Below are 13455 nucleotides of genomic sequence, written 5' to 3'. Positions count from 1 at the left end.
GCCTCCCTCATCTCGTCTTAATCGCGATCAGTTCTCGCGATACCTCCGAACAGCTAACGCATTGTTCTTGCACAATTCGGTTGGAAAGCCGCTAGGTGCTTTTTCTGGATTTGCTCTAACGGAAGTCGGTTCCCGTGTGCGCCTTCCTGATAAACTGATTGCATAATAGGATCAGTTATGCAATATGGATTCCAATTGCAATTTGCAATCGGATGGATTTGTCATGGAACGGACGGGATCATTCGTCGTCACCGAAACGTCGGTCGAGGCCAAGGGAGCGAGACTGCAGACCCAGGCTTTCGGTGATCCCTCCAGCTCGCCCATCATATTGATCATGGGGATGATGGCTTCGATGCTGTGGTGGCCGGACAGGTTCTGTGAGGCGCTTGCCGCCCGCCAGCGCTATGTGATCCGATACGACCAGCGCGACACCGGCCTCTCGACACACTATCCGCAAGGCAAGCCGCGTTATTCGTTCAGCGACCTTGCCGACGATGCCATCGCCATTCTCGACGGCCACGGATTGGAAACGGCGCATGTGGCGGGCATGTCGATGGGCGGCGTCGTTGCGCAAGACGTCGCGTTGCGCCATCCCCGGCGTGTTCGGACGCTTACGCTAATCAGCACATCACCGCTCGGCGTCGAGGGCTTGCCCTCCTCGACAACGGCCTATCGGGAGTATTCCAGATCGGCCGAAGCAATCGACTGGTCGAGCCTCGAGGCAATCGCCGATTTCCTGCGTCGCGAGACGGCCATGCTTGCCGGCACCCGGCATCCGCATGATCCTGACGCTGCAAGTACATTGATCGCCCGCGACATGGCGCGGGCGCCTTCATTTGCCAGTGCTACGAACCATTTCACGCTGGTGAGTGAGGAAGGGCCTGCCAGGCTTCACGCCTCTGATATCAAGCTGCCGGTCCTCGCGCTCCACGGCACAGCCGATCCGCTGTTTCCCATAGAGCACGGTGAGGCCTTCATCAAGGTCGTGCAAGATGCGCGGCTGCACCGGGTCGAAGGTGGAGGGCACGAAATCCACGAGCGCGACATTGACGAGATCGCGCAGGCCATCATCGATCATACAGCCTGACAGATGACCGGCCCGACAGACAATCGGAAAGCAAGGCATGACCTCGCTTTCCGGTTCGTTAGAAATCAGCTTCTCGGCTTCAGGTTCGCCGCATCGTAGAGCGGCTTGTAGCCGACGCCGGCGACTTCGACCGGGTAGGTTTCGCCAAAATATTCGACCGTCAGCTTCCGGCCCTCCTGGGCAAAGGACCAGGGAAGGTAGGCGAGAGCGATGTTCTTGCCGATGGTCGGGCCGTAGGCGATCGAAGTGGTGAAGGAGCGGCGGCCGAGCTCGTCGACGAGGGTTTCGCCGGTTTCGGGATCCATGACCGGCAGGATGCCGACCGGGTAGCGGGCAACGCCGTTGGAATCCACATTGTCAGTTATCACGAGCGTGCAGAGCATGGCCGGCTGGTGTTCGCGTGCACGATATTCGAGATGCTTGGCCTTGCCGCGGAAATCGGCGTCCTTGACCTTCGGGCGGGCGAGATCGGCTTCCAGCAGATTATATTCCGTCAGCAGGTCGGCATTCTGCAGGCGCAGGCTCTTTTCCATGCGGCGGCTGTTGGCATAGGTCTCGACGCCGACGGCGATAGCGCCCGTCGAACGCAGCGCATCCCAGACGACCAGCGCGTCGCCATAGGCCATGTGGAGTTCCCAGCCCTGTTCGCCGACATAGGAGATGCGGAATGCCGTGACGTTCTTGCCAGCGATGCGGATCTGCTTGATCGCCGCGAAGGGGAAGTTTTCGTGCGTGAGGTTTTCCGGGCTTTCGACCACCTTCTGCAGATTGGTGCGGGCATTCGGTCCCCAGATGCCGATCGTGACATAGCGTTCGGTGACATCGGTGATGGTGACATCGAAGCCCTTGTCCTCGGCAACGCGGCGCATGTAGTGGAAATCGCGCGGGCCGGCGTCGGCGCCGTCGATGAGGCGGCAGCGGTCGGCCATGCGGATCACGGTGAAGTCGGCCCGCACCATGCCCTCGTCGTCGAGGAAGTGGGTGTAGATGCCCTTGCCGATATTGGCGTCGCCGCCGATCTTGGCCGCGCAGAGCCATTCCAGCAGTTCGACATGATCGGGGCCTTCGATGTCGTACATGGCGAAATGCGAGAGGTTGATGATGCCGCAATCTTCGCTCAGTGCCAGGTGCTCGGCATTGGAGACGCGCCAGAAATGGCGGTTGTCCCATTCGTTCTCACGCACGGGGATGCGGTCGCCGTATTTCTCGAGCAGGTGCTCGTTGGCGGCATAGCCATGAGCACGCTCCCAGCCGCCGAGCTCCATGAAATAGCCGCCGAGTTCTTTTTCTCGCTCATAGAAGGGCGAGCGGCGGATGTTGCGGCCGGTGGCATAGGGTTCGCGCGGGTGGACGGCGGGGTTATAGATCTTCTGGGCCGCCTCGGTGCAGCGGCCCTCGATGAATTTTTCTTCCAGCATATGCGGGTAGAAACGGGAATAGTCGATCTTGTTGTGGTCGATTGGCGTGCGGCCATCGGTCATCCAGTCGGCGACCAGCTTGCCGAAGCCGGGGCCATCCTTCACCCAGATGGCGACGCAGTACCAAAGACCGCGAACCTTCTGGCTTTCGCCGACCGAGGGGCCGCCATCGGTCGTGACCTGCAGCAGGCCGTTGAAGGAATGGCCTTCATTGTAGCCGAGCTCGCCGAGGATCGGCGTCAGTTCCATGGCGCGTTCGAGCGGCTCGATGATCTGTTCCATGTCGAGATCGCGCTGCGAAGGCGAAAGCCGGGCCTCATGCTTTTCGAGGAGATCGCGGGGATGGCAGAGGCGCGGGTTCTTTTCTTCGTAATAACCCCATTCGATCTGGCCGCCTTCGGCGGTCTTCGGGTCGCCTGTGTCGCGCATATAGGCTGAGTTGCCCTGGTCGCGCATCAGCGGGAAGCCGATTTCCTTGCCTGTGTTGGCAAACTCATTGTAGGGGCCGAAGAAGGTCAGCGGGTGGTCGACCGGCATGACCGGCAGGTCTTCGCCGACCATCTCGGCGATCAGGCGGCCCCAGAGGCCGGCGCAGATGATGACATATTCGGCTTCGATCGTGCCGCGATGGGTGACGACGCCGGTGATGCGACCGTCCTTGACAATGAGGGACTGGGCCGGCGTATTGGCGAAGGAAAGGAGCTTGCCGCTCTTTTCGCCCTGGTCGATCAGCTTGCCGGCAACCGTCTGCGAACGGGGAATGACGAGGCCGGCATCCGGGTCCCACATGCCGCCCTGAACCATGCTTTCCTCGATCAGCGGGAATTTCTCCTTGATCTCGGCGGGGTCGACCAGGCTCACGCGGGTGCCGAAGGCCTTGCCCGAGGTGACCTTGCGCTTGATTTCCGCCATGCGGTCGTCATCACCGACGCGGGCGACTTCCAGGCCGCCGACGCGGGCATAGTGGCCGAGCTTATCGTAGAAATCGATGGAATAGAGGGTCGTCCAGCAGGAGAGGAAATCATGGCTGGTCGTGTAGCAGAAGTCGGAGGCATGGGCAGTCGAGCCGATATCGGTCGGGATACCGGACTTGTCGATGCCGACAATATCGTCCCAGCCGCGCTCGATCAGATGGTGGGCGATCGATGCGCCGACGATGCCGCCAAGCCCGATGATTACGACCTTCGCCTTTTGAGGAAATACTGCCATTTCGTGCGACCCTGATTGATACTGGAGACGGATTTTATGATGTGTGCGACGCCGACCAGAGCCTGTCTACGACATATTCAAGATGCTTGCACGACGACTGCAAGGCCGTTTCCCATCGAGACATCGCGCCGGTAGTCGCAGGTGGTCATGTCGCAAAGGCGATGGCATCGCGCCGGTTGCGTTTATTGCGGGATGGATTGCATCATGATCTCGCGACGCAGGATCGGGCCTTCTTCGCCGAAATAGGTCGCCAGCAGCTTCGCGAAATCGCCCGACTGATAGGTCTCGGTCAGCGCCTGATCGACGAGGAGACGGAAGGCGGAATCGTCTTGCCGGAGCGCGATGCCATAGGGCTCGTGCGTGAACAGGCGGTTGCCGATGGCAAGCGCGGAAGGGTTGCGGGCATGCGATGCCAGATCGAAGAGTAGGGCGCGATCGGCGAAATAGGCGTCGATCTTGTGATCTTCCAGCGCATTCAGACCGTCCTGGTGAGTCGCGAAATTCGCAATCCGCGTCTTGGGCACGTCGGAACCCAACGCCTCGCGCAGCGTCGCTCCCGTGGTCGTGTCGGCGCGGACGCCGATCGTGCTCCTCGCGGGCGCCTGCTTGACGGTCCGCGCCGGCATTTTGTCGAGGAAGAGCACCATCAGATAATCGGGCGAATCCTTGCGCAGCAAGGCACTCGCGCCGGTCAGGAAGATGGGTTGCGAGAAATCGACGTTTTGCCGCCTGCCGAGATTGATGGTGAGGGCGCCGCAGAGAAGGTCGATCTGGCCGCTCTTCACCGCGTCGAAGCCATCGGCGAGCGCGATTTCCACATAGTCGCGCTTCAGATTGGCGACCTTGCGTCCGACAGCATCGGCAATCTTGCCGCAGAGGTCGATGGCATAGCCTGTCGGGTTGCCATCCTTCTTCTTGAAGGAGAATGGTTCTTCGTCGTTGATATAGCCGATACGGATCGTGCCTTTTTGGGCGATGAGGTCGAGCGTCTGTGCGGCAGCGGCCGTGCAAATGGATATGCCGAGGATAATGCCTGCCAGAACCAGTCGTCTCATGCAATTCGCCGGCATGATCCTGATCTCCAAAGAAAATGGGCAATCGCAAAGGCTTAGGCGCAGATTATGGTCTGACAGGTTTTTGTCAACGGCGGATTGTCCTCGATATGTCAGGTCGAGCAGGGGTGGCGGAAACCGTCTTGCCCGAAGGTCGCGTGTTAACGCGGTAGACCGTGACGCTCGGCCCAGTGAGAAATCGCTGCTGCGATCGCTTCCGGCTGATCTTCCGGTGCGACATGCCTTGCCGGCCCGCAGTTTTCGATTTCCAGCGCGGCGATATTTGCCCGGCACCAGCCTGTCATCATGTCACCGATCAGCAGCGTCTCAGGCGGACCATCGAAAGTCAGCAGTAGCTTCGGGATATCCTGGCTCAGAGAAAGCCAGGCGTCATACGCTTCTATCCGCGCGACCACCTCCGCGGGTTCACCTTCGATCGGCATCGCACGTGGCCAGGCCAGCAGCGGCCGGCGGCTTTCGCGCGTAAGGTAAGGGGCGCGGTAGATGGCATGGTCCTCGGCGCTCAGCCCATTTAGGATCGTGGCCTTCAGCGCCTGCTCGATAAAGAAATTCTCATCCAGAACCTTCGCTTCGCCAGAGCCTGGCGAACGCAGCACCTCATAGCGAGGACGCGCATTCGGGAGATCGTCCCAGGTCAATGGTCTAACGATCGTTTCCATGAAGGCGATACCGCGCACACGTTCCGGATGGCGGGCGGCCCAGTCGAAAGCGAGGGCGCCGCCCCAGTCATGGCCGATCAGGACGACATCATCGAGGGCTAGCCCGTCGAACCATGCGTCGAGATAACGGGCGTGATCGTCAAAACTGTAGGCGATATCGGGTTTGCCTGAGCGACCCATGCCAATGAGATCGGGGGCAAGGCGGCGGGCCTGTGCAGCAATGGCAGGGGCGATATGCCGCCAAAGATAGGATGAGGTCGGATTGCCATGCAGGAAAACGAACGGCGTTCCGCTCCCCGCATCCTCGTAGAAGATAGTCGAGTCCAGCACATCGAGCGAAGACATATGGGTATCCTCTCTTGGGAAGAAATGGTAAGGTACCTGTCTATCTATCATATTGGTCAGGTACCTGTCTATATCCATGGAAAACTGCGTTCCCACCCATCTATCCCTGGGCTTGCTGCTGCGGCTCGTGCACCAACATTGGACACAGGATGTCGAAGCCGCTCTGGAAGAGGCCGGCTTCGGCGATATCCGGCCGCCGCATGCCAATGTGTTCACCTTCATCCATCCCGAGGGAATTCAGGTAAGCGAACTCACCCGGCTCGCCCACGTCCGCAAACAAACCATGACGCAGGCGGTGGAGGAGCTTGAGCGCCTTGGTTATGTGGAGCGCCGGCCGGATCCCAACGATCGGCGGGCAAGGCTGGTCTTCCTGACCGAGCGTGGCAAAGGCGTGCGACCGGTTGCGGTGGCAACTGGCCGTCTCGTGGATCAGCGCTGGTCTGATATTGCCGGTTCGGAAGAGATCGATGCGCTCAAACAAGCCCTGCAGAGCCTGCTGGGAAAGCTGCGCGGCGGCGATAAGAATGACGGAGACCCGATGGGCGATGGAGGCTCATAAATGGCTCCCGCCACTCATGGCGTCAGCTGAACGCGCCGCAAGACCATCACGAAGAGTTTCGTTACCCTCTCGCAGTTTCTCGCCTATCAATCTTGCACCATCGTCAAACCCATGAGGACGCTGATGCACAAGAGCAATGGACTTCGATACGGAGGCGGCGCGATAGGCAGAGCAGGTTTTGCCTTATGCGCCGGTTTTGCAGTTCTTTGTGCAGGCCTCAGCGCCGCCTTCCCATCACCGGCAGCAGCGCAGACGATCATCGACGATTGGCAGAATGTAAAGCCGCCGGCGCCGCCGGAACTGAAGCAGGTCACCGTCGATCCGAAGACGACGGCGCTGCTGATCCTCGATTTCAACGGCGCGCAGGACCCGACCAAGGGACCTTGCAACAAGAATACAAAGCCGCGCTGCCTCGCCTCCGTGCCCAAGGTGAAAACCCTGCTCGATCAGGCCCGCGCCAAGGAGATGCTCGTCGTTTTCAGTCTGGCGGGCGTTGGGCAGGCGGAGGATATCGCGACCGCGCTGGCACCCTTGGCAAGCGAGCCGGTCGTCAAATCCGGGCCGGACAAGTTCATCGGCACCAACCTGCGCAGCATTCTCTCCGACAAGGGCATCAAGACTGTGATCGTGACAGGCACCGGCTCGGAGGGCGCGGTGCTCGACACCGCAACGGACGCAGCGCTCAACGGCATGAATATCGTGCTTCCCATCGACGGCATGTCGTCTACCGAGCTTTACGGCGAGCAATATGTGGCCTGGCACATGGTCAATGCGCCCGGCGTCTCGCAGAAGACGACGCTGACCAGCATCGACCGGATCAAGTTCTGATCCGCCGCGGCCTGACCTGCAGCCGGCCGGCCTCTGGGGCCTCGAGAGCTCCTTTCTCCAAAAGTGCCGCGCTCGACGATCCATCGATCAACATCTCTTGAGTTTCGGTGGTTGTCGTCTGTGACATAGTATCGCCGGCAATAACCTCTATGCGGCGAACCTTTGGAGGATACGATTTCATGTCTTTTCGCCAGATGGTTCCCGGCCTGGTGCTGGCTTTTTCGCTGATATCTGTTACCGCATCCGCCGCACCGCCCGAGCCGGGACATACTGCCGGCGGCGGTGGCGTGCTTTCGCTCCTGCCGCCGGATGCCGTGAGCGACCACGTGCTCGCTACGGATGGCAAGACCGTCCCCTATACGGCAACGGCGGGTACGCTCGATCTCTTCGGCCAGGATGGCCAGCGCAGCGCGGCGATCTTTTACACCGCCTATGTCGCGAAGAACCGGGATGCGAACCGGCCCGTGACCTTTGTCTTCAACGGTGGGCCGGGCGCGGCTTCAGCCTTCCTCAATCTCGGGTTGGTCGGCCCGCGCATCGTCGACTTTGGTCCGGATGGCCGCGATGGCGCCAATGCCAAGCTGGTCGACAATCCGCAAAGCTGGCTCGAGTTCACTGATCTCGTGCTGATCGATCCGATCGGCACCGGCTGGAGCCGAACGGCGAAGCCCGATGATCAGAATGATTTCTATAGTGTGGGCGGCGATGCCGAAAGCCTGGCTAAAGCGATCGCGCTCTACATTAGCCATAATGGCCGCGCCACATCGCCGAAATATATTCTTGGTGAAAGCTATGGCGGGTTTCGCTCGGTCAAGGTTGCCAACAGCCTGCGCGAGGATCAGGGCATTCTGATTTCCGGCATCGTCATGCTTTCGCCCCTGCTGGAGGGCCGGTTCGTCTTCGGTGAGGGTGGAGATGCACTCAGTGCGGCTCTGGAGCTGCCTTCGCTGGCAGCGGCCGAGCTGGAACGGCAAAATGCCTTCAGCGAGAAAGCGGTCCAGGATGCCCAGACCTTCGCCTTGAATGACTATCTGCCCGTTCTTGCCGGGCCGCCGCCGGCGGGCGATGCCGCCCGGGCCTTCTATGGCCGCGTGGCGAAGCTGACGGGCATTCCCGAAGATGTCGTCGCCAGGAACCAGGGTTTTCTCAGTAGGGCCTACCGCAAGCATTCCGATGGGAACGGCGCGGCTATAGCGAGTGCCTATGACGCCTCCTTTCTGGCACCGGATCCCTATCCGCAATTGGAGGCTGAGCATGGCGGCGATCCGGTTCTCGATGGCTTCGTCCGTGCCTATGGCGGCGCCTTTTCGAGCTATGCCCGCGATGAGCTTGGCTTCCATACGGACATGACCTACACGCTGCTATCGGGAGCCGTGAACAGCGAGTGGAAATGGGGCGGGCGGAACGGCGGCTCTCGAGCAACCACCGGTGCCACCGACGATCTCAAGGAACTGCTGTCGCTGTCGCCATCCTTCCGGATTATGGTGGGGCAGGGATATAGCGATCTCGTCATTCCCTTCGGCGTCAACAAATATGTGCTCGACCACCTGCCGCAGGCCCTTGCCGATCGCGTGGCGCTGAAGCTCTATCGGGGCGGCCATATGTTCTACACACGACCGGCGTCACGCGAACAGTTCACGACGGATGCCAAGGCCTTTTATGCCGGGCAGGTTCAGGCAGCGCCGTCGGCAAAGTCGAATTAGTCATGCTGCTGCAGCTGAAAGAGATGCTTGATGCGTGAGCTCAGCGAGTTGACGGGAGCGCCATGGACCAGCATGTCGGCATTGGCAAATAGGTGACGCTCGGCGTCGATGCGCTTGGCCATGATTGCGCCGAGCTCCTCGGCGAGCGCGGGCCTGTCATGCAGCAAGGGCGCCAGGCAATCCTCGCCGATTTCGTAGGTGACGACGAAGGTCAGGGCTCGGACCGTTCCGACTTCCCCCGTGCCCATCAGCAAGCCGTTTTCGCCGAAATAGTCGCCCGGAGCGAGCCGCGTCAGCTCGATCTGCCGATGTCCTTCGCGACGGGTGACGCTGACCACGCCCGAGCGGACGATGGTGAGCGAGCGCAGGCGAGCATCCTGTTCGGCAATCACGGCGTCCTTGTGATAGGTGCGGCGCTGCATGTTTGTCGCCAGATGCTCCTTTTCGTCCTCGGTCAACGAAGCGAACAGTGGGATGTTGTTGAGCAACCGCCATGGCGTGCCGGGGCTCTGCTGTCCCCCGGCCGTGTCCGTCTTGTGTTCCGCCGCAATGGTGATCGTGCCGGGAGGGCCGGCGAGCTTCAGGCCTGCTGCCTTCGCATGCCGGTAAAGGAGATCGTAGATCTCGTTCTTGGCGGTTGTCGCCAGGGATATCTCGCGCACGCGGAAGGAAAGCTGCAATTCGATCGCCTGTTCGTCGATCGAGCTGATGGCGACGGAAGGTTCGGGCGTTTTCTGGATGGAATTGCAGCTGATCAGCACTTTCTGCATCACGTCAGCGACGACGTTCGGCTGGGTGGTCGGCTGGATTCTCACGGTGACGGTGGCGCCGTGGCTCTCGTCTGGCGACGAAAGGTTGGTGAGCCGTGTCTTTGCAAGGACGCTATTGGGAATAACGACCAGATCGTTGGTGCCGCTCAAGAGATGCGTCGCCCGCCAGTTCGTTTCGACGACGCGGCCCTGGATATCATCGTCAACAACGATCCAGTCGCCGACGGTATAGGGGCGGCCGAGATTGAGCGCGATGCCGGAAAAGACGTCGCTCAACGTGCTCTGCAAGGCAAGACCGAGAATGATGGCGAAGACGCCCGATGTTGCGATTAGTGTACCGATCGGGACGCTGAAGACATTACCGATAATGGAAAGAATGGCGCCGAGATAGATGACGCCGACGATCAGATCCTGCAGCAGCCGGCCTTCGCGAGGCTTGCGCTCGAAAATCAGGAACAGCCGCACGCAGGCAATCAGCACCCAGGCGCCATTGACCCACCAGACGATCTTGGCAAAGCCCGTGAAGGTGCGCAGCGTCACCGACTCCTGAGGCGGGCTCGGCTCATAGGGGACGATGCCATGATAGAACAAAAGTGCCGTCAGGCAGACGAAGAAGGCGATCTGGCCGATCAGACGGCCGGCCCGCTGACGACGCAGTATGACGCGGCTGACGAATGTGCCGACGACAACCAGAATGAAGAACTGGACGATCGGATCGTCAAGAAGCGCAATGGACATGGGGACGTGGTCGCACTCGGTCTTTCGGATGGGCGCTAAATTGGCATGAAAGAGGCCGCAGCGCCATATGCAGATAAAGTATGATTAATTGACGCTGACGCCTTGATCTCAGGGCTTGCACCTTGATAATTAGATGACGATTATCATCTTACATCTGTCATTCCATCCTGCTATCTGCTCTCGAAGCGCATCTCCCAGCGCTCCGACATCATCAAGGAATACCCATGACACAGTCTTTCGAGATTCGCGGCGATCTGCTGATCGGCTCGGATTCCACCGGCGACAACAGAACCGCGCGTGCCATCAACCCGGCAACCGGCGCAAACCTGGAACCGGCCTTTGCGATCGCCAGCGAAAGCGACGTTGCCAAAGCGTGCGAATTGGCGGCCCAGGCATTCGATATCTACCGCGCGACAAGCCCGGAGCAGCGCGCGGCCTTCCTTGAAAAGATTGCCGACAACATCATTGGCATCGGCGACGCGCTGATCGAGCGGGCAACGGAAGAGACCGGCCTGCCTGTCGCGCGCCTGCAGGGCGAACGCGCGCGCACCGTCGGCCAGCTGCGGCTATTTGCCCAGGTCGTCCGCTCGGGCGAGTGGCTCGATCTGCGCGTCGATCCGGCCTTGCCGGAGCGCAAGCCGCTGCCGCGGCCAGACCTGCGCCTGCGCCAGATTCCGCTCGGCCCGGTTGCCGTCTTCGGTGCCAGCAATTTCCCGCTCGCCTTCTCGGTTGCTGGTGGTGATACGGCTTCGGCACTTGCCGCCGGCTGCCCGGTCGTCGTCAAGGGCCATCTTGCCCATCCGGGCACGGGCGAGCTTGTCGGCCGCGCCATCCGCGCCGCCGTTGCCCAATGCGGCCTGCCGGAAGGGACGTTCTCGCTGCTGACCGGTGCCAATGAAACCGGTGCTGCGCTGGTGCGCAATCCCCGCATCAAGGCCGTCGGCTTCACCGGCTCGCGTGGCGGCGGCCTGGCGCTTGGTGCCATTGCCGCAGCCAGGCCCGAGCCGATCCCGGTCTATGCCGAAATGAGCAGCGTCAATCCCGTCTTCCTCTTCCCGGCCGCCCTTGCCGCGCGCGCCGAGGCGATCGGTACGGGCTTCATCGATTCCCTGACGCTCGGCGCCGGCCAGTTCTGCACCAACCCCGGCCTGCTTTTTGCGATCGAGAGCCCCGATCTCGACCGGTTCGTCCAGGCTGCCAGCGGTGCCCTGACCGGCCGTGCGCCGGCACCGATGCTGACGCCGGGCATTCATGCCGCCTTCGACAAAGGTGTTGCCGCATTGGCAGAGCATGAGGCGGTCAAGACCGTCGCTCATGGTGCGCCGGCTGAAGGCGTCAATCGCAGCCCCGGCATCTTCTTCGAGACAGAAGCGGAGCAGTTCCTGGCCGACGAGCGCTTAGGCCACGAAGTTTTCGGCGCGGCAAGCCTTCTCGTGCGCTGCAAGAATGTCGACCAGATGATCGCGGTTGCGGAAAAGCTCGAGGGCCAGCTGACCGCGACGCTGCAGATCGAAGCGGATGACTACACCACGGCCGCCAAGCTGGTGCCGGTGCTGGAACGCAAAGTTGGGCGCATTCTCGCCAATGGCTGGCCGACCGGCGTCGAAGTCTCTCACGCCATGGTGCATGGCGGGCCTTTCCCGGCGACCTCGGACAGCCGCACCACCTCGGTCGGCACGCTGGCCATCCGCCGCTTCCTGCGTCCAGTTTCCTATCAGGATCTGCCGGAAGGGTTGCTGCCGGTGGAATTGCGCGATGGTGGCGTTAGGTCGTTGCCGCATCTGCTGGATGGTGTGCGCAAGGGCAATTGAGTGGCGAAGTGCCCCTCATCCGGCCTGTCGGCCACCTTCTCCCCGTTCTGACGGGGAGAAGGGGATAGACGCACCCACAGCCTTCCCTTCAACTACCTATTGGGCGAGGGTATGAGGTCGTTCCCTCTCCCCGTCAAAACGGGGAGAGGGCTAGGGTGAGGGGCAATTCCACGACTTGAAGTCGATTGGAAACCTCAAACCACAGCGTAAACAATCCCCGTGAACGAGCCGGCATGGTGCAGTAGTTCGCGCTCGCCCGAGCCGTCGAGGCTTGCGGAGTAGAGATTGCCGCCGATGTCGGTGAAGAACATGCGGTTGTTCGGTAGGTCGAGCGAGAGGCCGATGCCTTCGTCGAGCCCTTCGAGGACGACTTCGGAGGTTGCGGCGATATCGTCCATCTGGGCGCGGTTGACGGTATTGCCGCGTGGAAGATTGCCGCGATCGGTCCAGTAGATCGTGCGGGTGGCGAGATCCAGTTCGAGATCGATCGGTTCCGGCAGCTTGTCCAGCAGTGTCTCGATGTCGCTGCGGCTTGTCGCGGTTTCGCCGGCCGGTATATTGATGCCGGCGCGGAAGATGCGGCCGAGGCCGGCATCCGGCGGTCCCTTCTGGGTCCAGTAGATCTGGCCGAGCGGCAGATCGAGCGCGATGCCGACGCACCAGCGTTCGATATCGGCGCTCTCTTCCGGGCTATCGCCGTTCTGCACCAGGGTTTCGATGTCGCTGCCGTCGATATTGGCTCGCATGACGCGCATGCCTTCGCGGTCGCACCAATAGAGCTTGCCGTTGTCGCGATCGAGCTGGATCTGCTTCGGCGTGACCAATGTATTGCCCGGCGGGATCAGCGTGACGTGATTGCCGCCGTCGAGATCCATGCGCTCGATGGAGCCGTCATGGGCGTTGTAGTCCGTGCCCATCTCCGTCCAGTAGATCCAGCCGTTCTCGCTGTCGACGAGAATGCCGTCCGGGCTGCGGCCCGGCCGCTGGACGATGAGCTTGAGATCGGTGCCGTCGATGGCGGAGGAGAGGATTCGTCCGTCGTTGATATCGAGGAAGAACAATCGTTCGGTCTGGTCGGCGGAGGTGGCAGGCGTCCGTGCTTCTGCTTCTGACATGAGAGCATCCTTTCAAAGGGAGCGGATCTGCGGATCACAGCGCGGCAATCATGGCATCGGTTGATGACAGCATCATTCGCCGCTGCGATCACGATGACCATCTGCTGCACCGCAACAAATATCAAGGGCCGGATTGTCGC

General features: G+C 61.1%; 10 protein-coding genes. 5 read left to right on the top strand and 5 right to left on the bottom strand.

Annotation, left to right across the window (positions count from 1 at the left end; genetic code table 11):
• Positions 1 to 223: 223 nt before the first annotated feature.
• Positions 224 to 1087, top strand: a complete 864-nt coding sequence (locus FP026_RS28125) for an alpha/beta fold hydrolase (protein ID WP_188112706.1) — start codon at positions 224 to 226, stop codon at positions 1085 to 1087.
• Between the two features lie 65 nt (positions 1088 to 1152).
• Here the strand turns inward: FP026_RS28125 and FP026_RS28120 are convergent, their stop codons facing one another.
• The 3 genes from FP026_RS28120 to FP026_RS28110 all read right to left on the bottom strand — a co-directional run bounded on the left by FP026_RS28120 (position 1153) and on the right by FP026_RS28110 (position 5791).
• On the bottom strand, positions 1153 to 3714 hold the full coding sequence (locus FP026_RS28120) for a GcvT family protein (RefSeq protein ID WP_149637851.1): 2562 nt from the start codon (positions 3712 to 3714) through the stop codon (positions 1153 to 1155).
• Positions 3715 to 3896: 182 nt separating this feature from the next.
• The gene (locus tag FP026_RS28115; RefSeq protein ID WP_149637850.1) at positions 3897 to 4784 is read right to left on the bottom strand and encodes an amino acid ABC transporter substrate-binding protein; all 888 of its coding nucleotides are present in this window, start codon (positions 4782 to 4784) and stop codon (positions 3897 to 3899) included.
• A 143-nt stretch (positions 4785 to 4927) separates the two neighbouring features.
• A complete protein-coding gene (locus FP026_RS28110) occupies positions 4928 to 5791 on the bottom strand; it encodes a haloalkane dehalogenase (RefSeq protein ID WP_149637849.1) in 864 nt (287 codons plus the stop codon).
• A gap of 76 nt (positions 5792 to 5867) precedes the next feature.
• On the opposite strand from FP026_RS28110, the gene FP026_RS28105 reads away from it, so the two are divergent.
• The 3 genes from FP026_RS28105 (at position 5868) to FP026_RS28095 (ending at position 8881) form a co-directional block, all read left to right on the top strand.
• The gene (locus FP026_RS28105; protein ID WP_149637848.1) at positions 5868 to 6350 is read left to right on the top strand and encodes a MarR family winged helix-turn-helix transcriptional regulator; all 483 of its coding nucleotides are present in this window, start codon (positions 5868 to 5870) and stop codon (positions 6348 to 6350) included.
• Positions 6351 to 6473: 123 nt separating this feature from the next.
• On the top strand, positions 6474 to 7178 hold the full coding sequence (locus FP026_RS28100; protein WP_246665476.1) for an isochorismatase family protein: 705 nt from the start codon (positions 6474 to 6476) through the stop codon (positions 7176 to 7178).
• 179 nt (positions 7179 to 7357) lie between these two features.
• Positions 7358 to 8881 (top strand): S10 family peptidase, encoded by a 1524-nt coding sequence (locus tag FP026_RS28095; RefSeq protein ID WP_149637846.1) that lies wholly within the window; start codon positions 7358 to 7360, stop codon positions 8879 to 8881.
• Here FP026_RS28095 and FP026_RS28090 read toward each other — a convergent pair.
• Positions 8878 to 10389, bottom strand: a complete 1512-nt coding sequence (locus FP026_RS28090) for a mechanosensitive ion channel family protein (RefSeq protein WP_149637845.1) — start codon at positions 10387 to 10389, stop codon at positions 8878 to 8880. The genes FP026_RS28095 and FP026_RS28090 overlap by 4 nt on opposite strands.
• Before the next feature lie 224 nt (positions 10390 to 10613).
• On the opposite strand from FP026_RS28090, the gene FP026_RS28085 reads away from it, so the two are divergent.
• On the top strand, positions 10614 to 12200 hold the full coding sequence (locus FP026_RS28085; RefSeq protein ID WP_149637844.1) for an aldehyde dehydrogenase (NADP(+)): 1587 nt from the start codon (positions 10614 to 10616) through the stop codon (positions 12198 to 12200).
• Positions 12201 to 12394: 194 nt separating this feature from the next.
• Here the strand turns inward: FP026_RS28085 and FP026_RS28080 are convergent, their stop codons facing one another.
• Complete coding sequence (locus FP026_RS28080; protein ID WP_149637843.1) at positions 12395 to 13315, bottom strand: YncE family protein; 921 nt, start codon at positions 13313 to 13315, stop codon at positions 12395 to 12397.
• Positions 13316 to 13455 lie beyond the last annotated feature (140 nt).

The organism is Martinezella tropici, assembly GCF_008370325.1.
GTDB lineage: Bacteria > Pseudomonadota > Alphaproteobacteria > Rhizobiales > Rhizobiaceae > Rhizobium > Rhizobium tropici_B.
This window is presented reverse-complemented; position numbering and strand designations above follow the sequence as displayed.